Source organism: Fibrobacter succinogenes (assembly GCF_902779965.1).
In the GTDB taxonomy this organism is placed as follows: domain Bacteria; phylum Fibrobacterota; class Fibrobacteria; order Fibrobacterales; family Fibrobacteraceae; genus Fibrobacter; species Fibrobacter succinogenes_F.
Map to the genome: position 1 here is coordinate 14098 of NZ_CACZDK010000015.1, position 24728 is coordinate 38825.

The following is a 24728-nucleotide window of genomic DNA, read 5'->3' on the forward strand; positions in this document are numbered from 1 at the left end:
CTAGTGATTAGTGGTTAGTGGTTAGTGGTTAGGGCTCTAGCAGTTAGAAATCAGGTTCTCGGCGAAGCCGCATTTGTTTTTCCTGTTTACTAACCACTGCATACTAACCACTTTTTACCTATTCTTGTACATCGTTTCGTAATACTTTTCGTAATCGCCGCTCGTGATGTTGTCGAGCCATTCCTGGTTGTCGAGGTACCAGCGCACAGTCTTTTCGATGCCTTCTTCAAACTGCAACGATGGTTCCCAACCGAGTTCCTTCTGGAGCTTGGTGGAGTCAATGGCATAGCGAGCGTCGTGGCCCAGGCGGTCCGTCACGTAAGTGATGAGGTTCAGGTCTTCGCCTTCGGCGCGACCAAGGAGTTTATCGACGGTCTTGATCACGACCTTGATGATGTCGATGTTCTTCCATTCGTTGAAGCCGCCGATGTTGTACGTCTCGGCAATTTTTCCGTTATGGAAAATCACGTCAATCGCGCGGGCATGGTCTTCGACAAAGAGCCAGTCACGGACGTTTTCGCCCTTGCCGTAAACCGGGAGCGGCTTCTTGTGGCGAATGTTGTTGATGAAAAGCGGGATAAGCTTTTCGGGGAACTGGTACGGACCGTAGTTGTTAGAGCAGTTCGTGACAATCGTCGGCATTCCGTAAGTATCATGGAAAGCGCGAACGAAATGGTCGGAGCCAGCCTTAGATGCGGAATACGGGCTATGCGGCGTGTACTTCGTTGCCTCGTAGAAGAAGTCGTCGCCATAAGCCAAGTGGTGTTCCGAACTGGACGCCGTCGTGGTGAACGGAGGCGTGATGCCTTCCGGGTGGTTCATCTTGAGGGCTCCGTAAACTTCATCCGTCGAAATGTGGTAGAAACGTTTGCCTTCGTACTTTTCGGGGAGCGATTCCCAATAGAGTTTGGCAGCCTGCAAAAGCGTAAGCGTGCCCATGATGTTCGTCTTCGCAAAGGTGAACGGATCCTTGATGGAGCGGTCCACGTGACTTTCGGCAGCGAGATGGATAATGCCATCGACATGTTCATCTTGCATAAGCTTGTAGAAAGCGTCAAAATCGCAAATATCCATCTTCACGAACTTGTAGTTCGGCTTATTTTCAACATCCTTGAGATTTGCGAGATTACCCGCGTAAGTAAGCTTATCGAGATTGATAATTTTATAATCCGGGTACTTGTTCACAAATAAGCGCACCACGTGGCTTCCGATAAAACCAGCGCCGCCTGTAATCACAATAGAACGTTTCATGAATTTCTCCAATTTACAGGGGAAATATAGTAAGGTACTCCGTAGACGGTAGGAAGTAAGAAGCAGGAAGTGGGGTAAAATTTAGAATTTGATTGTCAACATTGGTCAATAGTCAATGGTTATTAGCCAGTAGTTATCGGTAAGGAGTCATTTGTCTTTGTTTTTCCTACGCAAAAAAAAGAACCCGGCGAAGAGCCGAGTTCGTTGTGATAATAGATATCTAGAAATCGATACTATGGCATTTCATCAATGGGACGCCCATTATTAATATTGTATTGCGCCTGCATAAGGTACTTTCTATAAATAGCATCAGCCATATTATCCGGCAAATTGCCACCATAAGTTGCAGTATAAAATTCGTTCATATTTCTCCTACCAAGGTTCCAAACGGCACCATAAGCAGCCATGACACCTACTTGATCATAAGAGACCGGCAATTCAGCCGTGAAGACGTCAAAGCCCCTACTATTAAACTTCGCATCCCAATTGGCTCTATGATAATTGCAAGTCACATCACCATTGCGCCCCATGGAGCACCCCGCAACGGCAACGGTAATAACGGTAGCAACATCAGCAGCAACAGATGATTCTACCCAAAGAGTGGCACGACCACGCGGCTTCCAAGTGTAGTCATCGGGTCTCGAGTGCACTCTAACCGCAATTCCATCAGTTGGATATACATACCTCTTGTAACCAGAATGTTCCAATCCATCTTCGCCGCTCGAAAGAGTTTCTGGCGTCAATTTAGCCAAGAAATTATGAGTCTGTTCGCTCTTCACTTCACTTGCCGGAGCAGAAGCGACAGAGTTATCCAAGCCTGCATCAGAGCAGCCCATCATTGCCAATGCCAAAATTGCGGCAGACAGAGTTACTTTTTTCATTTTATCCCCTTTAAAAAAAGTTAGCACGAATAAAATAATATAATTTTAAACAAAATTACACTTTTAAATACAAAATTTAGTTATTTTATTTTAACAAAATATCATTTACATACAATAAAATTACAAAACAAGACATTCAGCCACAAAATTTTCACTTCATATTTTCCGCGCATAAAAAAAAGAACCCGGCGCGAGGCCGAGTTCCTTGTGACAATTTTATGTAAAATTATCTCGATTAATACTGGTGGCTGTTTTCAAATTCTGCAGCAGCCATCGGGATATACTTTTGAGCAACTAACATAGCCAAATATTTATTGTTAGTTCTTTCCAAGTATCCGTCATAGGTCGAGCCAGACATAATAACTTCGTTACTACGACCCATATTCCATACACCAGCAAAAGTAGAAATGGTCGTAATACGATCTCTATCAATGAAATGCAAAGTATTGTCCGTTCTGTTAGTCACTGTAGCTCCAGACGGAACATTGAACCAACGGTCAGCATTCCAGATAACATATTTACATTTAGCACTCTGTCCATCAAGACGGCAATCAGCAACATTAAGCGTAATACCATTAATAACATCAATTTTGCTATTATTCGATGTATAAATGCGGAATTCGCCAATACCACGATTATCAATACTTTCTTCTACTTCCGAAGAGCCATAAAATGCAAAATTCACACCATAATGACTTGTACGATATTCGTAATGAATCAAGAAATCTTCTTCGTTATCAGAAGCTTTCATCAAAGCAGCTACAGCATTAGAAGCATTCTGTACGCTCTTTGCATCATTTGTAGAAGCAACAGAGTTATCAAGGCCTGCATCAGAGCAGCCCATCATAGCCAATGCCAAAACAGCGGCAGATAAAGTAACTTTTTTCATATCAATCTCCTTTTGTAAAAAAAGTTGCTTACAAGATAAACTTTTATTTTTTTATTTGCAATACCAAAGTAACAAAAAACATATAAATTTTAGGAAATTTATTTTTACAAACTACAGTTTACATACAAAAGTCATTACAAAAAGCATACAAAACACATATTTCACCATAAATTAACACTTTATACACCATTTTTAATTTAACACAAACGCCTAAAACTACTCGATTAAGCAAATCGAGTACTTTTTTCCCATAAAAACAATCAATTATTCAAAACAAATACCCAACCACCGTTTTTTCCTCCGTATCAAAACAGCGGCTAACAGAGTATTTCCCCCATTATTTTCTTCTTTTTTAAAGAAAATTTTGTACAAAATATAATATTTTCAAACAAAGTTGTAAAAATAAAGTCATAAAAAATAACTTTACACAAGAGACTCATACCTTTTAGAGAGCGCGTTACAGGACCATAAACATCAAAAAAGAGCGGAAATTTCCGCTCTTATACAGTTGGGCATACGCTTGACCAATCTCTAATAACGAATTTTTCCTTCGGCGACCTTCTTCAAGTGTTGCCCGTAAGGAGACTTTCCGTACTTGGCGGCCGATTCCAGCAATTTTTCCTTGTCAATCCAACCGTTGATGTAGGCGATTTCTTCGACTGCAGAAATTTGGATGCCTTGGCGGTTTTCAATCATTTTTACAAACTCGCCCGCTTCGATGAGGCTATCCATAGTACCGGTATCGAGCCATGCAAAACCGCGACCGAGGAGTTTCACGTCGAGTTCGCCTTTGTCAAGGTAAGTCTTGTTGAGGTCTGTAATTTCAAGTTCGCCACGAGCGCTCGGCTTCTGGCTCTTGGCAAAGCCGCTCACGCGGTTGTCATAGAAATAAAGGCCTGTAATGGCGTAATTGCTCTTCGGTTCCTTCGGTTTTTCTTCCACCGAAATCACCTTGCCATCTTTATCGAATTCCACGACCCCAAAGCGTTCCGGGTCTTCGACATAATAGCCGAATACGCTCGCACGTCCATTCTGTTCGGCATTCTTGACGGCGGCTTTCAAGAGCGGGCTAAAGCCGTTTCCATAAAAAATGTTATCGCCAAGGACCATTGCGCAACAGTCATCGCCAATGAATTCTTCGCCAAGGATAAATGCCTGGGCAAGTCCGTCCGGGCTCGGTTGCACCTTGTAGCTCAAGTTGAGGCCCATGGCAGAGCCATCGCCAAGCAAACGTTCGAAGTTCGGCAAATCCGTCGGAGTCGAAATAATGAGAATGTCACGAATGCCCGCCAACATGAGTGTCGAAAGCGGGTAATAAATCATCGGCTTGTCGTAAACCGGCAAAAGTTGCTTCGACGTGACCATCGTAAGCGGATACAGACGCGTGCCGGAGCCTCCAGCGAGTACGATTCCTTTCATAACAAATCTCCTTGATTTCGAAAATAGAAAACTTCCTACGAAATATTTTCAAAAAGTTATCTTTGCACCATTATGGCAGAGCAAAACAAGCGTATTCTCAAAGATTTTTTGAACGAACTTCTCGAAAAAGTCAACGGACACCGCTCCAATATTTCGTCCGAAGACGTTTTAGAACAATTTATGGCGTGGGCCGAAGCCCGTGGGACAACGTTATATCCCGCACAAGAAGAAGCGATTCTCGAACTTTTAGACGGCAAGAACGTTATCCTCAACACGCCGACCGGAAGTGGAAAATCCATGGTTGCGCTCGCGCTCCATTTCGATAGCCTCGTGCATGGTCGCCGAAGCGTTTACACCTGTCCCATTAAGGCGCTCGTGAATGAAAAATGGATGGCGCTCTGCAAGGAATTCGGCGCCGAAAACGTAGGACTTTCGACCGGCGATGCAACAGTCAACCGCGACGCGCCCATAATCTGCTGCACAGCAGAAATTCTTTCGAACATGGCGCTTTGCGAAGGCGAAGCACTCACCATCACGGACATCGTGATGGACGAATTCCATTACTACTCCGACCGCGAACGCGGTGTTGCCTGGCAAGTTCCGCTACTCACGCTCCCGCAATCGCGATTTCTCTTGATGAGCGCTACAGTCGGCGCTACGGATTTTTTCGAACGCGACATGACAAAGCATACAGGTCGTGAATCTGTAACGGTCCGTTCAACGCAGCGCCCAGTGCCGCTCGATTTTAGCTACAGCACTACAGAAATTTCGACCGAAGTGCAAAAACTCGTGAACGAAGGCAAGGCTCCTGTTTACGTCGTTCACTTTACGCAGGCCGCCGCCGCCAGCAACGCTCAGAACTTCATGAGCCTGGACCTTTGCACCAAAGAAGAAAAAGTCAAGATTAACGAAGCGATTAAAGAAGTCCGCTTTTCAAGCCCGTACGGCCCCGATGTCAAGCGCTGGCTAAAGCAGGGCATCGGCATTCACCATGCAGGGCTCTTGCCCAAGTACCGCATCCTTTGCGAGAAGTTGGCGCAACAAGGATTGCTTAAAGTCATTTGCGGCACGGACACGCTTGGCGTGGGTGTGAACGTTCCGATCCGCACCGTCCTCTTTACGCAGCTCTGCAAATACAGCGGAGACAAGACCGCCATTTTGACCGCCCGCGACTTCCACCAAATTGCAGGTCGCGCAGGCAGAAAAGGTTTTGACAATGTCGGCTACGTTGTCGCACAAGCGCCAGAGCACGTGATTGAAAACCTCAAGCTCGAAGCCAAGTCCCGCACGACCGGCAAAAAATTCCAGAAGCGCAAACCGCCAGAACACGGTTACATTCCGTTCGACGAAAACACGTTCAAGCGTTTGATCGATGCCGCACCGGAACCGCTCACTTCAAGTTTCCAAGTGAACCACGGGATGCTCTTGAACATCCTGAGCCGCCCGACAGACGGTTGCCGCGCCATGCGCAATCTCTTGAAGGATTGCCACGAAAGCGCCGCAAGCAAAAAGCAATTGCAGCACCGCGCCTTCCTCCTGTTCAGGAGTCTCGTCGAAAAAAAGATTATCGAATTCGTGCCTGCCGTAGCGCCGGGCTACAGTCACTTGCGCGTGAACATGGACTTGCAGGATGACTTCTCGATGAACCAGCCGCTTTCGCTGTACCTGCTTGACACGCTCCCAAAACTTGACAGCGATAGTCCGGAGTACGCGCTTGACGTCATTACTTTATGTGAAAGCATCCTTGAAAATCCCGATGCCATTTTGCGCATCCAGCAAAGCAAGGCGCGCGACGCCCGCATGAACGAGCTCAAAGCGCAAGGCATGGAATACAACCAACGCCTTGAAGAACTTGAAAAAGTCGAATACCCAAAACCGCTGCGCGATTTTATCTACGACACGTTCGATGCATTTGCCGATATCCACCCGTGGGTCGATGAAAACATTGAGCCCAAATCTATTGTGCGCGAGATGTTCGAAAACTTCAGCACGTTCAGCGGCTACGTGAAGCAGTACAATTTGCAACGCATGGAAGCGATTTTGTTGCGCCACTTGAACGGCGTTTACAAGGTACTTTCGCAGACCGTGCCCGACGGCTACAAAAACGAAGAGCTATTGGAAATGCAGGACTACCTGGGCGAAATGATCCGCCGCGTGGATTCCAGCTTGCTCGAAGAATGGGAAAAGATGGCGCACCCCGAAGATTACCAAAAACGTTTGGACGCAGGAACTGCCGAAGACGAAGCCGAAAAGGCATTTGGTGCAGACAAGGCCGCCGCCGACATCACCTACGACAAGAAGCGATTCCTCAACATGGTGCGTCAGCGCATTTTCCAGATTATGATGAGTTTGCAAAAGCAAGACTTCACCGATGTTTTGGACAGCCTTGCCGACGATCTTGCCGAAGGCGAACTTTTAGCGGATACCGAAGGCACGCCATGGACCGAAAAGCGATTGCTAGAAATCATGGCAGCCTACACGGCCGAACATCACAGATTCCGCATGGACGTGGAAGGACGTGCGCTAGCTCACACCATCGTCACTTACGACGGCAACATCATGCAAATCCAGCAAATGCTGCAAGACGAAGAAGGGTTTAACGATTGGAGCATTGATTTTACGGTGAATCTTGATGAAAGTCGCGAAGCGGGCATGCCGTTAATAAAATTAGCACGCATCGGCGAAGTTTAGATTATATTACAAAAAGAGGATGTTGGTATGAAAAATTCTCTTTTTTATTCTTTCTTCAAAGGTGCGACGCGCGCGACCACAATTTGCGCCGTTGCAGGCTCAGCCATTATATGTTCTGCTCATGCTGAAGAGGCAAAAGGTTTTTCGCACACGCTCACAGTCGATGCAGCCTATTACCCTAAAAGCGACTACCAAAAAGGTGGTGACCACTTTGCCAAAATAACAGGCCCTATTGATGGGATTCTCGCTAAAGCTACATGGAAATCAACCTACACGATACCTACGCCGCTCGGCCAAAGCGAACTCCTATCAGGAGCGAATATTGAACTGAACGGATCACTCGAAATTTCACCACTGAGCATTCGCCCCATTGCAAGCGTTTCATTTACACCGCTTCCGTTTCTCGTTTTTGACGCGGGTGCAAGTATAGGCTCCGGCTGGAACATGCTCGGTTTCGAAGGCTTCTGTAAATACAATGGCAACACCTATAAAAACCTAACGCCATTTGCTCATTACTATCATGAGCATTGGATCGGTGCCACATTCCAATTCGATACGGGTGAAATTTTTGAAGGCGACTGGACACATGTTTTAATGCTCGCCAATTACCAGATGATTTACAAAGGCATCACGGGCCTCAAGAAAGGGCAATTGTGGGCATGGCAGACAACCGAAGGATACGCCAACGGACTTGGCTACGAATTCATTGCCTTGCTCGGTTACCAGATGCCAAAATTTGTAGACTTGATCGGAGTCATGGCCGATATGTACGGGAACTATAGCAAAAAAGACTATGGAGATTACGCCGATACATTTGGCAAATTCATGACCGTCGAGCTAAGCGCTCTTGCAAGACTCGCGATAAACAAGACAAACTCGCTCACCATTGCGGCTATCATCGGAAGCCGTAGAAGCTTTGCCACCGACCACGAAAAAGGCGAGGAAGAACCTCACCTTTTACAGACTGGACGCGAATGGTATTTTGATAGCATCGGCTTCAGCTGGGAACGAACTTTCTAGGCTTCACCGCCGAACTCAAAACCGGCTTCTTCAATCGCAGTTTTCAACGCAGACTCGTCAACGGACCCCTCGATGACGAGTTCTTTTTTTGCGACATTCGCCACCGCAAAAACAACACCTTCTAACGCAAACGCAGCCTTTTCGACACACGATTTGCAATGGCTGCAACTCATGCCGTTCACGCGGTAAGTTTTTGATGCCGGTTCAGAATGGTGTTCGTGATGGTCATGATCATGTTCTTCGTCATGCTCGTGACAGCAATGGCTATGTTCATGCTCTTCATCATGGTCGTGATCGCAATCGCAGTGGTCGTGTTCGTCGCAGCAACCGCAACCACAATGCCCGTCGCAACCTTTGTGAGCAAACTTCGCATAAATCATGAATGCAGCAAGCAAGCCCGCACAAACGTAATCAAATACGCCTAAAGCACCATGTCCATGACATTCCGCAGAACCATGCGGAAGCATCGCTGTAAGGAACGTATCCATAAAGAACGTATCGACGATAAATCCAAAGAACATCGCACCAAACGCAATCGAGAACAAGTAAGCCGCAAGCGTTCTCTTGCCAAACGCCTTACCCACCACAAGCATAGAAGCAATGCTCGTTGCAGGCCCAGCCATCAAAAGCACAAGAGCAGCACCCGGTGTAATTCCCTTCGCCACAAGCGCAAGCGCAAGCGGAATAGAACCAGTCGCACACGTGTACATCGGCATGGCCAAGAGCAGTACGCAAATCATGCAAAGGATTGGATATTCACGCAACGCAAGGAACAGTTCATTGGGAACAAATGCAGAAATCAACGCCCCAAGCAAAAGCCCGATCATAAGCCACTTGCTTACATCGCCGACCATATTGACAAGGCCATATTCAATAGTTTCACCCACTTTTTGAACAAAAGATTTTTTCATGTTCGCAGAGTTCATCGAAACGTCGCAACCACAATGTTCATGTTCACCACAACCGCAATGTTCATGATGGTGTTCGCGGTCATGGTCATGATCATGATGCTCATGTTCATGTTCATGTTCATGATGTTTATGCGAGTCCTTGTGTTTCGCGGTAGCAACTTCCGCAGATTCGCCACGTGAAACAAAGTTTGTCAAAACACCGCCAAACATGGCCGTTACAAAAGCGGCAATCGGACGCAAAATTGCAAACGGAAGCCCAAGCAAAGAATACGTTGCCAAAATAGAATCCACACCCGTCGCAGGTGTCGAAATCAAAAAGCTCACACTCGCGCCCTTGCTCGCGCCTTCTCGCCTAAGCGCAATCGAAGTCGGAATCACGCCGCAACTGCAAATCGGAAGCGGGACACCAAACAGCGCCGCCCACAACACCGATTTAAAATTCGGCTTCGAAATTTTAGGCACATACACCTGATTAGGCACCCACACATGGAGAATGCCAGCAAGCAAAAAACCAAGCAAAAGGAATGGCGCCATTTCAGAAAACAGCGTGATAAATTCCTTGATAAACGTAATGATCGATTCCATCTTTAACCCTTCTTCTTATGCAAAATGTGAGCAAGACCTGTATTGAAAATTTCGCCGATGTGCCCATCATCGAGCGCGTAATAAATTTTGCGACCGTCACGAGTCGGCTTCACGAGATTCGCCGTACGCAGAATGCGCAACTGATGGCTCACCACAGATTGTTCCAAGTTCAATTTTTCGGCAATGGCACTCACCGACATCTCGCCCGAAAGCAACAGATGAATCACGCGAATGCGAGTTGTATCGCCAAAGAACTTGAAGAACTCAGATAGTTCAAATAGCGTATCGATAGAAATATTTTGCAAATTCGATGCTTTGCACATACTCGTTCTCTTCTTAATAGTTTAAATATATGAACAACAATTCATATATACATATTTTCATACAAATAGTCAAGAGAAGCACATCAATTTTTAGACCATTCGGAGTAAACGGAGTCAAAACAGATTATATGCTTTATTATATTTTCATTACAGTTAGGGGTCCGTTAAAAGGATCGCACAAAAAAGGAGTTTTTATGAAGAAATTTGCAGCAGGTCTTTTGACCGCTCTTTGCGCCACAGCATTTTCATTCGCACAGGAATACAATCAGGCAACAGTCCAATACTCTCAAGACTATTCTCAAGCCGAATGGGATAACGCACAACCTGCAACACAAACCGTAGACACATATAGCGCCCCCGCTCCAGAAGCAACACAGCCAACTGTAGCCGCTCCGCAAGCAGCTCCCGCAGCACCGCAAGAAACCGCTGTCGCACCAGCCGCGGCTCCCACGCAAAGCGATGAAGCAATGCCCATCGATGAGCAGCCAACGATTATTCCGAAGAAAAAACAACCGATTAGTATAGGCGCACGTGCTTCATTCGTCTACGGCAACTTTTGGGGTTTCAAAAACTTGGATGATTTGGAGGAACCAAGCGGTTTCGGCGCCGATTTCGGCATCACCACTCGATTCACCATTACAAAAGGTCTTTCTTTCTCGCCAGAAATCGCATTCCGCCTCCTTTATCTTGAACACGGAGACGAAGATTACACTAGAAACTTCGACATGACTTTCCTTGATTTCGCATTTTACATACAAGGCGAAATTTCAAAAGCATTCTACCTTGAAGTCGGTCCGCAGTTTTCCATTAACACTAGCGGTGATTACACTATAGAAAACGAAAGCGGAGCCTACGACAATTTTGAAAACATCGAACAAAGTACGGTCGAATTCGGAATCAACATCGGTCTCGGCTATCACATTTTGAATAATTTAACACTCGGTTTCCGTTGGTATATGGGCTTCAATGAAGTCTTCCCAGATGTAAAGTACTATGACGATCTAACTGCAGACGATTTCGATACCAATACCCACAAAATAAAATCCAATGTCAAAACATCCGTTTCCAACTTGAAGGGTGCACACACGATGATGTTCAAGTTCGGCGTCACCTACTGGTTCATCTAATACGGTAAAAAAAAATGTGTTCGCTCCAGTCCTTGAATTTGCAACCAATCCTTTCAACAGAAGGCATGCGCGGCCTCGATTCCGCGTCAAAGAAATATTTTGCAAAAGAGGCTACGAGCGAACCGTCCGAAACAGACGTTATCCAAAGCGGATACACGTTGATGCAAGAAGCCGGACTTGCATTGTTCAAATTCGTTCAAACAAAATCTCTTGAGCCAATCGCTGTATTTATTGGCGGAGGGAACAACGGCGGAGACGGGCTTGTACTCGCAAAGCATCTGTTGCAAGCAGGAATTAAAAGTACTGTTTTCAGCCTTGCCAATGAGAATAAATTCAAAAACGAAGCCAAGTTAGCGCTAGACGATTTTCTGCAAGCCGGCGGTTCTCTTTTTGATTTCAAGAAAATTATCGAAGACCCCAAGCAAGCATCGCTCCTTTTGCACGATGGATTCAAGCTCATTGTCGATTGCATGCTCGGGAACGGTGCTAAAGGTGAATTGCGTTTAGAATTTGCAAGCGCGGTAGAGGCTATCAACAAAAGCGAACTCCCCGTCATCGCAGCCGATGCTCCCACGGGTTACGATTCAAGCGCACACATTTGCAACGAAGTTTGCGTTCACGCAAATGAAACCATGTTATTTGGATTCCCGCGGCTTGACGCCTACGCAAAAGAAGGGGGTCGAGCATTCGGTAAAGTTACGGTCGCTCCGCTTAAATACCCCGCTGAGCTTATCCCGCAATTCGACGAAAAAGTTTACCTCGTCACAGAAGATGTTATTCCGCAACTCACGCCCAAGCGCGACGAATGGGGCGACAAGCGCGTTCAAGGAAGTCCGCTCATTATTGCGGGTTCCAAGGACATGCCAGGCGCAGCCGCACTTTGCACAGAAGCTGCACTCCGCAGCGGCGCAGGACTTGTGGCATTGGCGGTGCCGCAAGCAATTGCGCCGATTTTGCAAGCAAAGCTCTCGGAACCTGTATTTTGTGGACTCGAAGATAAAGCAGGCGAAAATTGCCGCGACGACGGAACAGCGGAAAGCCGCGCCACCGATACTGGGAAATGCAGCGAAAATCGCAATAATCTCCTCAACGAGAATCGCGGGGTACTGCAACCGCAACACATTCCGACATTATTAAAGCGAGCAAAGCACGCCAGTGCCATCGCCATCGGGCCAGGACTTTCAACAAACACAGGTACAATCCAAACCGTTTTGGATTTGCTCCCGCAGTTGAACGTTCCAACAGTCATCGATGCCGATGCATTGAACGCCATCGCGACTTTAAACGACTGCGCCACAGCAAATAACAACGCTACAGCTAATGGCAACGCAACGCCAAACAGCGCCGTCAACAGAGCAACACTAGATTGCGCGGCTATAAGCGACCGCATGGCTATAAACGACTGCGCGGCAGTCCAGTATTTGCGCAATCTGCAAACATCCGCAATTTTAACGCCGCACATCCGCGAATTTGCAAGACTCTTTGGGAACCTTCCCGAAAATAGTTGCGAGATTCCTAGCCGATTAAGAGAAATCGCCGAAAGTACAAACAAAGTCATTCTTTTAAAAGGCGCCCCCACCTACATCGCCTCACCCGACGGAAATGTTTACGTCATCCCTGTTGCAAACTCAGGCATGGCAAAAGGCGGAAGTGGTGATGTACTCACGGGCATTATCGTCGCATTACTTTCGCAGGGGCTCGCCCCGACAGAAGCCGCCGTACTCGGCGCACTTTTGCACCAGAAAGCAGGCCGCATCACACGCGAAGAACTCGGTGCATTCAGCATGCTTCCAAGCGATGTGATCAAGAATCTGTACAAATCATTTGTACTAAACCTCGCTTAAAATTCAAAAATTTTATTTTTCGCCGTTTTTTACGTAAAAAATGGGAAATTTTAACGGTTTCTTACGTAAAATTTCGTACAAATTATATAAATTTTTATTTTTAACACAGGATTTTCTTTTTTTGCGCCGGTTTTAAGGACCCAACAAAGCCTTTTTTCGAACATTTTTTTCAAAAAGACTCCAAAACCAGCGTTTTGATCAAAAACAATACAAACAACATCACAAAATTACGTAAAACAAGCGCAAACGAGGTACATTTTTACGTAAATTTCGCCATTTTTTAGAAATCTGATTTTTTCACGGTCTTACTCAACACACACAAGCACTTTTCGCCCACACTTTACTTCCTACATCCTACTTCCTACTTCCTACTTATTTCTACATTCCCCAGCATGGCAGAAAAGACTTTACTCCTTCTTGATTCCTTCGCACTCGCATTCCGCATGTTCTACGCTTACAGCCAGAACCCACTCGTAAACAGCAAGGGCGAAGAAGTTTCCATGATGCACGGCTACTGGGGCGCAGTCCTCCGCATTTTGGCAAAGCACAAGCCCACGCATTTCGCAATTGCCCGCGATGTCGCGCACACAAAGACTTTCCGCCACGAACTTTACCCGGACTACAAGGCCAATCGCGGCCCGATGCCCGAAGAAATGGCTGCACAGATGCCGCTCCTTTGCGAATCTTTGGAAGCAAGCGGCATTCCGCTTTTGTCGGAACCGGGCTACGAAGCCGACGACGTGATGGCAAGCGCCGCCGAAGCCGCTGTCAACGCAGGCTTCGACCATGTCGTGATCATCAGCAAAGACAAGGACATGTCGCAAATCGTGACCGACAAGATCCACCTTTTCCATTTGGAAAAAGGCGCCGATGGCATCGATTTTGGACCGCAGCAGGTCCTTGAAAAATACGGCATTCCACCTGAAAAAATCCGCGACTACCTCGCCCTCATGGGAGACTCGAGCGATAACGTTCCAGGCGTTCCAAAAGTCGGCCCGAAAACCGCCATCCAGTTGCTAACCGAATACGGCGACATGGACAACATTTACGCAAACCTCGACAACATCAAGAAGAAAGGTTTGCACGACAATCTCGCGAACAACAAGGAACAGGCATTCCTCAGCCGCGAACTCGTGACGCTACAGACAAAGCGAGCCTACAACGGCAACCTCGATGCGCTTGAATTCTGCGGCATCCACAGCGATACGCTCGAAGGAATTTTCAAGGAACACGAAATCAATAGCTTGATTCGCCTGCTCGAAAACGTTCCGAGCAAAACAGGCTTTGTGCGCAAAGGCGATTCCGACGACCCCGTGACAGGGGCCGAGAACAACAAGGTTGGTGAGCCTGCCGAACCACCCGCCGACCTCCCGCCCACTTACATCTGCGTCGATAGCGATGATGTTTTCGAACAGATGAAAAAAGAATTTGAGGTTGCAACCGAAATCGGTATCGACACTGAAACCGACGGGCTCGACCCGATGCAATGCAGCATCGTCGGGCTTTGCCTTGCCTCCGCAGCAAAAGACGGCAGCGTTCCGAAGGGCTATTACATTCCGCTTGGGCATACCGACGATATCGGATTCCCGTACCCCGCCGGCAAGGGCGGCAACTTCGACTTTAACGCCACAAAGAAGTGGTTCATTGATTTTTGGAACGATTCTTGCACATTCCCCGCCAGCGGTTCCAAGCAACGCGGAGGCACTTCCGACGAGTCCAAGCGCTCCCTCATTTTCCACAACGCCAAATTCGACTTGCACGTTCTTGCCCGCACGTTCGGCCTCACGCAAAAGCAAATCGATTCCGCAAACATCATCGACACGCTCATCGCCGCATGGATGCTCTCGCCCGGACAAACCGGGCTCGGCCTCGACAATCAGGTGATGCAGCTTTTGCAGCACGAGATGATTCCGATCGAAAACCTCATCGGACGCGGCAAAAATCAAATCACGTTCAACCGCACACCCATCAAGGACGCGACCGAATACGGCGCCGAAGACGCCGTCTACACGCTTCGCCTCTGGGCTCCGCTCCGCGCCAAACTCCAAAAGTACGACTACGAAAAGTACTTCTTCAGCCAAGAAATGCCGCTTCTCAAGGTGCTTTACCAGATGGAAGGCGTCGGCGCATTCGTCGATACCAAGATTCTAAAGGACTTGCAAGCCGATTTGCAGCACCGCATCGAAAAGCTGGAAAAAGAAATCTGCGACATGGCCGGTTGCGAATTCAACATCGGCTCTCCCAAGCAGCTCGGCGAAGTGCTCTTTGACACGCTCGGACTGCCCGAAATCAAAAAGCGCAGCACGGACGCCGCCGTCCTCGAAGAACTCAGCTTCCGCGCCGCCCACCCGATCGTCTTTGCAGTCATCGAATACCGCGAACTCAAGAAAATGCAGAGCACGTACGTTTCTGTGCTCCCCACACTCGTGAATCCGGACACCAAGCGCATCCACACGAGCTTTATCCAGTGGGGCACCGCGACAGGCCGCCTTTCGAGCCGCGATCCGAACTTGCAGAACATCCCCGTCCGTAGCGAACTCGGCAAGCAAATCCGCGCAGCATTCGTGCCGCAGAACCCGAACAATGTGATTCTCGCGGTGGACTACTCGCAGATTGAGCTCCGCATGCTCGCACACCTCAGTGGCGACGAAGCGCTTATCGAAAGCTATAAGGAAGGCATTGACATTCACGCCCGCACCGCAGCCGCCATCAACCGCGTAAGCCTCGAAGACGTGACCGCGGACATGCGCCGCGACGCGAAGGTCGTGAATTTTGGAGTGCTCTACGGCATGACAGCCTTCCGCCTCTCCCGCGACCTGAAAATTCCGATGGCACAGGCCAAGAGCTTTATCGACGGCTACTTCGAAATGTATCAGGGCGTGCAAAAATTCATCGATGACACCAAGGCCGCCGCCCACCGCGATGGCTACGTCGAAACGCTTTCCGGCCGCCGCCGCTACATCGCAGGCATCGACAGTTCCGACCGCATGGAATCGCAAATGGCCGAACGCATGGCCGTGAACACCCCCGTGCAAGGCAGCGCCGCCGACCTCATCAAGATTGCCATGATCCGCATCCAAAAACGCATCAACGACGAGAACCTCCCACTCCGCATGATGCTACAAGTGCATGACGAACTCGTTTTCGAATGCCCCCGCGAGCAGGTTGAAGAGCTTTCCGCCATGGTCAAATCTGAAATGGAAGGCGCCATGGAACTCAAAGTTCCGCTCGTCGCCAGCGTCGGATTCGGCAAAAACTGGCTCGAAGCGCATTAACGGGGAGGCGCGACCTCCCGCGCTCTCCAATGTTCTCAAAAAAAGTTCTCAAAATTTTTAAGATTTTCATCACACCATAGCTTACAAACTTACTATTTTTACGTAAATAAACAATTTCCCTGTTGCGAAATTCAGCATTTTCATATATATTACTAAGCAAAGAACGGGTGTATCCTCGAAAAGAATGACAAAAGGGATGTTTGCGAGTACAAAAGCGCTGTAAATTTCGCGCCAAATGTTCTCAAAAAATTCTAAAAATCATCAAAATTTCAGAACAAAGACACCCAAAGCAAGTTTCAATAAGGAGTCTTAGCAATGAGATTTAACACCTTCGGCATCACCGCTAGCTCAATCCTTTTGGCTACAGCATCGGCATTCGCCCTCCCCAAGGCAACAGAAATATTCCCAGACATGGGCCTCGGCTACAACATCGGCAATACGATGGAAGTTCCGGGCAACCCGACTGGCTGGGGAAACCCATTCCCGGATGCCGCCTACGTCAAGGCCATCAAGGATGCCGGTTTCAATACCGTGCGTATTCCTTGCGCTTGGGACAGCCACGCATCCAACGGCACCATTAACGCCGGCTGGCTCGACTCCGTCAAAACGGTCGTTGACCTCGTCATCAACAACGGCATGTACGCCATTTTGAACAGCCACTGGGACAACGGCTGGCTCGAAGACCACGTTTTCGACGGTGAAGGCTACGACAAATCCGGCCTCGTGAACAGCTCCGCTGCTACAGTCGCTGCCAAGCAGGAAAGCTACTGGAAACAGATTGCTACGAAGTTCGCCGCATACGACGAGCACTTGATTTTCGCATCCGCCAACGAGCCCGGCGTTAACGACCCGTGGAACGGTGGCGCCGACAACGGCCAATGGGCTTTTGACTCCAAGCGCATGACCGTCCTCAAGCAATTCCACGAAGCTTGCCTCAAGGCCGTGCGCGCTACTGGCGGCAACAACGCCACCCGTATCGTAGTCGTGCAATCCCCGCGTACCGAAATTGACAAGGCCCCGCTCCTTTCCGAACAGTATCCGACCGACCCGGCAGGCGAAGGCTACACCATGGCTGAAGTCCACTTCTACCCGTATCAGTTCTCGCTCATGAAAGACGGCGATGAAGACTGGGGCAAGATGTTCTATTACTGGGAAGACAAGACTCCGGGCAACGACGCCGCACATACCTGCTCCGGCTCTGCTCTCGGTTCCAAGAAATCCATCGACAATCTATTCGGCGGACTCAAGACCCGCTTCTACGACAAGGGCATTCCGGTTGTGATCGGCGAAATGGGCGCCATCAAGCGTCTCGACCTCCTCTCCGGCGACAACCTCAAAAAGCACCTCGAAGCACGCGCTGCTTGGTACGGTTACACCGTCGCATCCGCAAAGAAGAACGGCCTCGTTCCTTGCGTTTGGGACACCGGTGACGAAGGCGATGGCAACTTTACGATTATCCGCCGTCAGGTAAACAAGTTCGGCGGCAAAGTCGGCGACATCACCGACGTCGAAACGCTCAACGCCATGCGCGAAGCTTACGGCCAGGCCGCAGTTCCAGGCAATTCTATCGACTCCACCGTCAAGGAAAACACAACTATTCTCGATGGCGACATGGCCCTCCACATTACCTACAAGACCGTCCAATCCGACACCAGCGAAGCAGGCACCATGCGCATCGACCTCAGCAAAGACTGGAGCCAGTACGTTGCCATATCCTTCGACTTGCGCGCCGCTGGCGAAACCGCAGGCCCTTGCATGGACAAAACCCGCGACGGCTGTGGCGATTACGGCTGGGCAAGCGTCTCTCTCTTCAACATGAGCGGCGAATGGAAATGGAACGAAGTCTCTCTCGGCAACGTCGAGGACCTCGGCACCCTCAAGAACTACAAGATTGAATTCGGCGACGGCGAAGGCAAACTCGCTTTCGAAAACGCGGCCAAGATGAACGCCATCGGCATCAACCTTTACGGCACACAGTTTACCGGCGACATGTACCTCAACAACATGCTTCTCTGGAAGGCCGACGGCACCGCAGATACGCTGCAGAGCTTTGACACCAAGAAGCCCAAACTCGAAGGCATCGCCACCGGCGAACTCATCAAGGCAAACGCCACCGGCGACTGGGGCAAATCCGCCATCGCCATCGCTCCGACTCGCATCGCTGCAAATTCCAAGATGCTTGTGAATGTCCAGCCGGGCATGGTTAGCGCCACATTCAATGCAACCAAGGCAACTCGCGGCACAGCCACGCTCATGAATTCCATGGGCCAGGTGATTGCACAGCAAGCATTCGAAGCCAAGGCTGGCGCAAACGAAGTCCAGTTGAACACAAACCTCCGCGGCCCGGCAATCCTCATCGTAAAGCAGGGCAGCCAGAAGAACGTTCAGAAGATTACACTGCGTTAACGAAGCACCGCTGCCCTGAAACAACAATGACGACATATTGAAAAAATCCTTGCAGGTTTAGGAGTGTACATGCAAGGAGAAAGGGCCCGGCAGATGCCGGGTCCTTTTTCGCAATTTTATCCAACAAGGTTTTTAAAGATTCACGACCTAGTCGAGATTCGTTCCTATAGCCTCAATTTCGAAATCATATTCACCAGGCCACGCTTGTATTTTGAACTTTACAGCGACAAGCTGCTTCGCTGCCCTTTCGCCTACATTGGGTTCATCAACCCAATCTTCAGGTATTTTGCTAAGCCAAGACGGAAACTTAAACCGGCTCCATTCCAAGCACCTAGCCTCTCCTTTTGATTTGGGCAAAGTAACAAAAGGCAAAGCGTAATCAATATGAGCATTTACAGAATCCCCCAAATCCAATTCCAATGTAAAAGCCGTTTTTGATTGGTACGCAAAACAAATGCCATTCCAATTCGAAACGTCAACTGGAATCGACTTTCCCGTACTATCCTTCGCCAGTGTAAAACCTATCGATACAAATGGGGGATACGTTAAAGAACCTTTTTCCAAAACAGCCGTTCCACAAAGGGTATAACAACTTTTAACGACAGGCACCAACGAAAAAGCATTGCTATCATCACCTAATTCCACAGGCCAAAGAATATTCGACTCGCCACCATCAGCACTATCCGTTTCAACAAACCATTCGCCGCTAGCCATATTTTTCCACGATGAATCCGCATAAAGCCCAACGTTAACGTTCATCGGATCTCCATCTGCAACATCAATACTAGTCCACAAATCGCCTCGGCTGCCACCGCTAGCACAGCTCCCAGCATAATCCGCCTTGCACAAAACGGGATTACGCGAAGAACTGCTCAAACGCTTAGAACTACTCGACGACAACATCTGCGAACTGCTATAAGGCTCCATACGGCTCGACGAAAGCCCGAACAACGAACTCGATGAATTCTCAAGAACCGAGCTCGACGACAAACCACGCGCCGTCAACACATTTGGGTCGTCCGACGAACCTGATACGTTATAGTCCGAGCATCCAAGTACCGCAAGCGAAAACGCACCAGCACAAGCCATATAAATTTTTTATCCATACTACTCCTCCGATTCTCTCTCGACTCTTTGAGTCAAAGGGAAAAACTGTAAATTCAATCTGCAAACTTGATCGAGTTTGCCGCACTTCGCCGCAATCGAAATCACCTTCTTGCGGCAAGCATCAAGCTCTTTCACAATTTCGTCATAGCCTTCACGGTTTACACCCAAAGTAACACCAGTAACGTTACGATTTTCGGGACCAAACTGATCAATAGATTCTATACCAAGACGCCCCATTTCTCGATGCATCATGCGAATAGCAAGCGTCAAACCTTCCTTGGACCCCGCAACAGCTTTATCCGTTTGTTCGTAAACATTCTCGCCAACCTGTTTCAAGAATCCCGCTTTTTCCAAAAAGGCAAGCGACTTGCGGACTTCAAGCGCAGAGATTTCCTGGCAGCATACCTTCGCCATGTCACCCGGCATCGCGCCAGGCATCATCGGTGCAAGTTCACGCACGACCTGATTTTTCCAGCTGTCGTAATACCCAAACGCATCCTTGTCAATTACACGAACCTGATTTGCGGCCGAAATCGCCATCATCTTATCAAAGTAAACCTTCTTGACATTGTCCTTTTGTGCATTGACAAAATTCACCATCGCTTCGAAATATTCAATTTCATAACCGACAAGTCCCATCGCAACCGCCACACGATTCATTTTCGTGCGACTCAAGCTGCTTTTGCCATCACAAACAAGTTTCAAGTACGAGGGCGACGTAAACCCCGCAATTTTCGCAAACTCGCGCCAAGTAAAAGCAGAAGTTCTCTTACGCTCTTCGTAAAAGTCCGCCATATAAGCACGATAATCTTTGTATTCCACAATCGACTTCATACGAACTAATATACACTCGCAAAAACAGATAGTCAATACAAAATGATACAAAAATTAATAAATTTATCAAATTACAATAGATTTCATGTATTTAAAAACGAAGCAACAATCAATAATGATACAAACGTATCATTAACAAAAAAATCAAGGCCATTTCACCCTGATACAAGAAGAGCCCAGCTTTCGCCGGGCCCCACTTTTCCTCCTAACAATAAACCATCACTTTACTCCATATCATCAACCGTTCCAATATACTTGACATTGAATTTATACCTTCCTTCCTTAGCCTGAATCTGAAGCCGAACCGCCACAAGTTCCTTTGCCGCCTTTATTCCGGCATCAGTCTTCCAATATTCATCTTCCGTCTTAACCCAATTAGGAAGCTTAAATTCACTCCATCTAACACATTTCGACACAACGGTATCCGTCGCGGGCAGCTCAAAGAACGGCACTCCAAAACTCAGCAACACATCCACTTCATTGCTCAAATCCAACAGCAACCTAGCCTCTACTTCCGAAGAATAGGAAATGCATAAGCCACCCCAGTTCGAAACATCTACCGGCATTTCTTCGTCAGAGTCACTCTTCGCCACCGTGAATCCCACTGATATAAACGGATCATAAGCCAGTACCCCTTTTCCCAAAACAGCCGTTCCACAGATACCGCCGCACGCATCCACCACAGCAGTCAAAGAATCACCGCCTTCAGAAAAGTCCACCGGCCATTCTATATACGATCCGCCTCCATCAAGCGAGTCATTCTGCATTTCCCAGAACCAGCGGCCATCTTCTACGGCATGATCCGGCCAAGACGTCGCATAACGAGCCGTATTAACAGACAAGTCGCCAGCAAGCGGATTCCACAACGGGCTACCTTCCACATTCATTGTATTCGGTTCTACCGACGTTCCGGAACACGCTACAAAAGCTAAAGCCATTGCACCACACGCCGCATAAAGTTTATTATTCATCTTCAGTCTCCCTCTAGTACAAACAAACTTGATGAACTTTTCGTTTCAGCACAACTTGAAAATTAAGGTCTATCAACTCCCGACTCATAATCCTCTGTCGTTCCAACATACTTGATACTGAACGCATACTGACCAGACACACTTTGTAACACGAACATCAGTCCAACCAGCTGTTTTGAAGCTTTCCATCCGGTTTCTTCTCTCCAAGATTCAGGAGGATTGCGCTGCCAAGAAGGTATCTTAAACTCGTCCCAACTAAAGCATTTAGAGTTTTCACTAGTCGCTTTCGGCAAATACACTTCTGGGAAACTCGCACCATCATCGAATACTTTTCTTAACGAATCGCCCAAATCAAGTACTAGCCTAAGCATTATTTCTGATGCATATGTAACGCAAACTCCGCCCCAACCAGAGACATCAACTGGCATCGGGTTACCAGCCGAATCCCTTGCGATTACAAAACCAACGCGAACATACGGTTGGTAAGCCAACGAGCCCATATTCAAATTCGCAACACCACAAATGCCCTGGCACTCTTCAATAACAGTCGACAAGGGGTCTTCACCTCTTTCCAACGCTACTGGCCATACAATAAAAGACAGTCCACCATCGTTATTATCCGTTTCTCCAGCATTCCAAAACCAATGACCGTCCGCATTCACATTCTCAGGCAACAAAGCTGCATAACGAGCCGTATTAACAGACAAGTCGCCAGCAAGCGGATTCCACAACCAGTAGTTTTCCGCATACACCGTATTCGGTTCCACCGATGTACCACCAACACCGCTGTTTTCTGAACACGCTACAAAAGCTAAAGCCATTGCACAACACGCCGCATAAAGTTTACTATTCATCTAAAATATCCTCATCATCTCGGCCATATGGCGCCTATCAAGAACACTAATGGCCCCGACTCCAAACTTGTAATCGCCATCATCGGCTTGAACCGTAAACCGAACGGATATCATTTTCTCGGAAAAACTCTCTACCAATTTATCCTTTGTAACATTCCGTTCCTTAGATACTTCGTCAACACCGTTCGGCATATTAAATTCGCCCCAAGAAAAACAAAGGCTTTCCGCTAGCATCTTTTTGGGTAATTCAACAAATGGCAAGCCATCAGCAGAATCCTCTACAACCAGCTCCATTTTCAATGGCGTTTGAGAATAGTACTCAATGCAAAAACCGTTCCAGTCCGAAACATCAGCCGGCACAGTATTGCCCGCAGAATCTTTCGCAATATTAAAACCAAAAGACACGCTTGGGTCCGTCTGCAGAGAACCTTTCTTCAAGGAAGCAACACCGCTGACCCCAAAGTATTTTCTCACAACCGGTTCCAAGGAATTATCAGTCCCTAACGCCTCCGGCCACTCAATAGAAGACTTACCGCCATCATTTTCGTCCGTATTCCAATACCAACGGCCATCTTCTTCAACATTTTCCGGCCAAACATCTTTTGAATATAACGATGTCGAAACGCGGTCACCATCGTTAGCAGGGGTCCACATATTTCCATTTCCACCATTTAAGGTATAATATTTCGCCTGTTTCCACGGCTCTGGTGAATACTCAAAATCACTTATTCCAGCAGGATTCTCTTCAACCGTTCCAATATACTTGATATTGAATTTGTACTCTCCTACAGGAGCCTGAATTACAAACCTCATCGCCACAAGTTGTTCTGCAGCTAGCATTCCATCAATTTTCCAATCATGATCATCCTTAGTCCACGCAGGACGCTTAAACTCAAGCCATCTAACACACTTCGACACAACCGTATCCGTCGCAGTCAATTCAAAGCCCGGTAAACCAAATCGCAAATTTTCATTCATCGAATCACCCAAATCCATTTCCAAACGCAAAGCAACATCCGAAGAGTACGAAACGCAAACACCGCCCCAATTAGAAACATTAACAGGCAAAGGGTTACCAGTACTATCTTTCGCCACGGAGAATCCCACCGACACAAACGGCGTGTAAGTCAAAGAACCTTTTCCCAAGACCGCCGTTCCACAAATTCCATGACAAGCATCCACAATAGGAGCCAAAGGATCATCGTCATCGCCCAGTTTCGCCGGCCATTCTATATACGACATTCCCCCATCTTCGGTGTCATTTTGTATTTCCCAGAACCAGCGGCCATCCTCTATCGCGCCCTTCGGCCAACTCAAAGCAAAACGCGCCGTATTGACGTGAAAATCACCCACCAAGGGCTCCCATAGCGCACGCTCATCCGCATATACGGTATTCGGTTCCGTCGAGGTTCCTCCTACGCCATTGTCTTTTGAGCACGCCATAAAAGCGAGCGCAACCGCACCAGACATTAAACAAAAGTTCCGCTCCATCTCAAGTCTCCTCTTTTCCCTCAACCTCTTTAGAAAGAGGGAACAACTGCAAATTCAATCTGTAAACTTGTCTGATAACATTGCACTCTTCCGCTATGGCGGTAATTTTTTTGCGGCATTCGTCCAGTTCATGAACAATGCGTTCGTATGTTTTTCGGTCTATGCCCATCGTAACGCCAGTGACATTGCGTTCGTTTGCTGTAAAACGGTCCAGCGAATCCACCGCCAAATTACCCATTTCACGATGCATCGAGCGAATCGCAAGCGGGAGTCCTTCCTTGGATCCTTCCACGGACTTTTCCGTTTGCACATAAATGTTTTCGCCAATTTGCTTGAGGAATCCAGCGCGTTCCAAAAAAGCAAGCGACTTGCGGACTTCGAGCGCCGAAACTTCTTGCGTACACATCTTAGCGATTTCGCCCGGCATCGCCCCAGGCATCAGCGGAGCCAGTTCGCGCACCACCGGATTTTTCCAACTGTCGTAATATTCAAACGCATCTTTATCGACAACGCGGACTTTGTGGTCAAAAGCAATGGAACACATTTGTTCCAAGAACTTTTTCTTCAATTCGTCAGTTTTTGCATTGCCAAACTGGACCATAGCTTCAAAGTAAGCAACCTCGTGCCCAACAAGTCCAATCGCTTTCGCAACGCGTCCCATGGCCACTTTGCTGAGGTTCGTTTTTCCGCTGCAAACATCCTTGAGATACGACGGAGAAACAAAGCCCGCAATTTTCGAAAACTCACGCCACGAAAACGCCGAAGTACGTTTGCGTTCTTCGTAATAGTCGCCTAAAAAAGCGTGATAGTCCTGATATTCAACAATCGGTTTCACACAAACAAATATAC

General features: G+C 47.9%; 18 protein-coding genes. 6 read left to right on the plus strand and 12 right to left on the minus strand.

The features are described from left to right. Positions 1–114 precede the first annotated feature (114 nt). The 4 genes from HUF13_RS08410 to rfbA all read right to left on the minus strand — a co-directional run bounded on the left by HUF13_RS08410 (position 115) and on the right by rfbA (position 4440). Positions 115–1251 (minus strand): dTDP-glucose 4,6-dehydratase, encoded by a 1137-nt coding sequence (locus HUF13_RS08410; RefSeq protein ID WP_173474715.1) that lies wholly within the window; start codon positions 1249–1251, stop codon positions 115–117. A 233-nt stretch (positions 1252–1484) separates the two neighbouring features. Beyond that, complete coding sequence (locus HUF13_RS08415; protein ID WP_173474716.1) at positions 1485–2132, minus strand: hypothetical protein; 648 nt, start codon at positions 2130–2132, stop codon at positions 1485–1487. A gap of 235 nt (positions 2133–2367) precedes the next feature. Next, positions 2368–3021, minus strand: coding sequence for a hypothetical protein (locus HUF13_RS08420; protein ID WP_173474717.1), 654 nt, complete (start codon positions 3019–3021; stop codon positions 2368–2370). 531 nt (positions 3022–3552) lie between these two features. Next, on the minus strand, positions 3553–4440 hold the full coding sequence (rfbA, locus tag HUF13_RS08425) for a glucose-1-phosphate thymidylyltransferase RfbA (RefSeq protein ID WP_173474718.1): 888 nt from the start codon (positions 4438–4440) through the stop codon (positions 3553–3555). Positions 4441–4512: 72 nt separating this feature from the next. On the opposite strand from rfbA, the gene HUF13_RS08430 reads away from it, so the two are divergent. Continuing rightward, positions 4513–7131, plus strand: a complete 2619-nt coding sequence (locus HUF13_RS08430; protein WP_173474719.1) for an RNA helicase — start codon at positions 4513–4515, stop codon at positions 7129–7131. A gap of 27 nt (positions 7132–7158) precedes the next feature. After that, on the plus strand, positions 7159–8151 hold the full coding sequence (locus tag HUF13_RS08435) for a hypothetical protein (RefSeq protein WP_173474720.1): 993 nt from the start codon (positions 7159–7161) through the stop codon (positions 8149–8151). Here the strand turns inward: HUF13_RS08435 and HUF13_RS08440 are convergent. Together HUF13_RS08440 and HUF13_RS08445 are read right to left on the minus strand one after the other, a co-directional pair. Further along, positions 8148–9647 carry an SO_0444 family Cu/Zn efflux transporter gene (locus HUF13_RS08440; RefSeq protein WP_173474721.1) on the minus strand — a complete coding sequence of 500 codons (1500 nt, stop codon included), beginning with the start codon at positions 9645–9647 and terminating at the stop codon, positions 8148–8150. The two genes, HUF13_RS08435 and HUF13_RS08440, sit on opposite strands and share 4 nt — an antisense overlap. A gap of 2 nt (positions 9648–9649) precedes the next feature. Next, positions 9650–9970 carry a helix-turn-helix transcriptional regulator gene (locus HUF13_RS08445; protein WP_173474722.1) on the minus strand — a complete coding sequence of 107 codons (321 nt, stop codon included), beginning with the start codon at positions 9968–9970 and terminating at the stop codon, positions 9650–9652. A gap of 194 nt (positions 9971–10164) precedes the next feature. Between HUF13_RS08445 and HUF13_RS08450 the strand changes: the two genes are divergently transcribed. The 4 genes from HUF13_RS08450 to HUF13_RS08465 all read left to right on the plus strand — a co-directional run bounded on the left by HUF13_RS08450 (position 10165) and on the right by HUF13_RS08465 (position 18622). Next, positions 10165–11097, plus strand: a complete 933-nt coding sequence (locus HUF13_RS08450) for a porin family protein (protein WP_173474723.1) — start codon at positions 10165–10167, stop codon at positions 11095–11097. 14 nt (positions 11098–11111) lie between these two features. Further along, positions 11112–12941 carry an NAD(P)H-hydrate dehydratase gene (locus tag HUF13_RS08455; RefSeq protein ID WP_173474724.1) on the plus strand — a complete coding sequence of 610 codons (1830 nt, stop codon included), beginning with the start codon at positions 11112–11114 and terminating at the stop codon, positions 12939–12941. A gap of 392 nt (positions 12942–13333) precedes the next feature. Further along, positions 13334–16216 (plus strand): DNA polymerase I, encoded by a 2883-nt coding sequence (gene polA, locus HUF13_RS08460; RefSeq protein ID WP_173474725.1) that lies wholly within the window; start codon positions 13334–13336, stop codon positions 16214–16216. A gap of 315 nt (positions 16217–16531) precedes the next feature. Further along, the gene (locus tag HUF13_RS08465) at positions 16532–18622 is read left to right on the plus strand and encodes a glycoside hydrolase family 5 protein (RefSeq protein WP_173474726.1); all 2091 of its coding nucleotides are present in this window, start codon (positions 16532–16534) and stop codon (positions 18620–18622) included. Positions 18623–18769: 147 nt separating this feature from the next. On the opposite strand, the gene HUF13_RS08470 is transcribed toward HUF13_RS08465, so the two are convergent. From HUF13_RS08470 to HUF13_RS08495, 6 genes are all read right to left on the minus strand, one after another. Then, a complete protein-coding gene (locus tag HUF13_RS08470) occupies positions 18770–19711 on the minus strand; it encodes a hypothetical protein (protein ID WP_173474727.1) in 942 nt (313 codons plus the stop codon). An 18-nt stretch (positions 19712–19729) separates the two neighbouring features. Further along, the gene (locus HUF13_RS08475) at positions 19730–20563 is read right to left on the minus strand and encodes a TIGR02147 family protein (protein ID WP_173474728.1); all 834 of its coding nucleotides are present in this window, start codon (positions 20561–20563) and stop codon (positions 19730–19732) included. Between the two features lie 224 nt (positions 20564–20787). Next, complete coding sequence (locus HUF13_RS08480) at positions 20788–21534, minus strand: hypothetical protein (RefSeq protein ID WP_173474729.1); 747 nt, start codon at positions 21532–21534, stop codon at positions 20788–20790. Between the two features lie 62 nt (positions 21535–21596). Beyond that, positions 21597–22388, minus strand: a complete 792-nt coding sequence (locus tag HUF13_RS08485) for a hypothetical protein (protein WP_173474730.1) — start codon at positions 22386–22388, stop codon at positions 21597–21599. Further along, positions 22389–23858: a hypothetical protein gene (locus tag HUF13_RS08490; protein WP_173474731.1), complete on the minus strand. Its 1470-nt coding sequence runs from the start codon at positions 23856–23858 to the stop codon at positions 22389–22391. A 22-nt stretch (positions 23859–23880) separates the two neighbouring features. Then, positions 23881–24714 (minus strand): TIGR02147 family protein, encoded by an 834-nt coding sequence (locus tag HUF13_RS08495; RefSeq protein ID WP_173474732.1) that lies wholly within the window; start codon positions 24712–24714, stop codon positions 23881–23883. Positions 24715–24728: the final 14 nt, after the last annotated feature.

Coding starts and splice junctions, on each gene's coding strand:
- HUF13_RS08410 (WP_173474715.1), bottom strand. CDS start 1,251: ATGAAACGTTCTATTGTGATTACAGGCGGCGCTGGTTTTATCGGAAGC.
- HUF13_RS08415 (WP_173474716.1), bottom strand. CDS start 2,132: ATGAAAAAAGTAACTCTGTCTGCCGCAATTTTGGCATTGGCAATGATG.
- HUF13_RS08420 (WP_173474717.1), bottom strand. CDS start 3,021: ATGAAAAAAGTTACTTTATCTGCCGCTGTTTTGGCATTGGCTATGATG.
- rfbA (WP_173474718.1), bottom strand. CDS start 4,440: ATGAAAGGAATCGTACTCGCTGGAGGCTCCGGCACGCGTCTGTATCCG.
- HUF13_RS08430 (WP_173474719.1), top strand. CDS start 4,513: ATGGCAGAGCAAAACAAGCGTATTCTCAAAGATTTTTTGAACGAACTT.
- HUF13_RS08435 (WP_173474720.1), top strand. CDS start 7,159: ATGAAAAATTCTCTTTTTTATTCTTTCTTCAAAGGTGCGACGCGCGCG.
- HUF13_RS08440 (WP_173474721.1), bottom strand. CDS start 9,647: ATGGAATCGATCATTACGTTTATCAAGGAATTTATCACGCTGTTTTCT.
- HUF13_RS08445 (WP_173474722.1), bottom strand. CDS start 9,970: ATGTGCAAAGCATCGAATTTGCAAAATATTTCTATCGATACGCTATTT.
- HUF13_RS08450 (WP_173474723.1), top strand. CDS start 10,165: ATGAAGAAATTTGCAGCAGGTCTTTTGACCGCTCTTTGCGCCACAGCA.
- HUF13_RS08455 (WP_173474724.1), top strand. CDS start 11,112: ATGTGTTCGCTCCAGTCCTTGAATTTGCAACCAATCCTTTCAACAGAA.
- polA (WP_173474725.1), top strand. CDS start 13,334: ATGGCAGAAAAGACTTTACTCCTTCTTGATTCCTTCGCACTCGCATTC.
- HUF13_RS08465 (WP_173474726.1), top strand. CDS start 16,532: ATGAGATTTAACACCTTCGGCATCACCGCTAGCTCAATCCTTTTGGCT.
- HUF13_RS08470 (WP_173474727.1), bottom strand. CDS start 19,711: ATGGCTTGTGCTGGTGCGTTTTCGCTTGCGGTACTTGGATGCTCGGAC.
- HUF13_RS08475 (WP_173474728.1), bottom strand. CDS start 20,563: ATGAAGTCGATTGTGGAATACAAAGATTATCGTGCTTATATGGCGGAC.
- HUF13_RS08480 (WP_173474729.1), bottom strand. CDS start 21,534: ATGAATAATAAACTTTATGCGGCGTGTGGTGCAATGGCTTTAGCTTTT.
- HUF13_RS08485 (WP_173474730.1), bottom strand. CDS start 22,388: ATGAATAGTAAACTTTATGCGGCGTGTTGTGCAATGGCTTTAGCTTTT.
- HUF13_RS08490 (WP_173474731.1), bottom strand. CDS start 23,858: ATGTCTGGTGCGGTTGCGCTCGCTTTTATGGCGTGCTCAAAAGACAAT.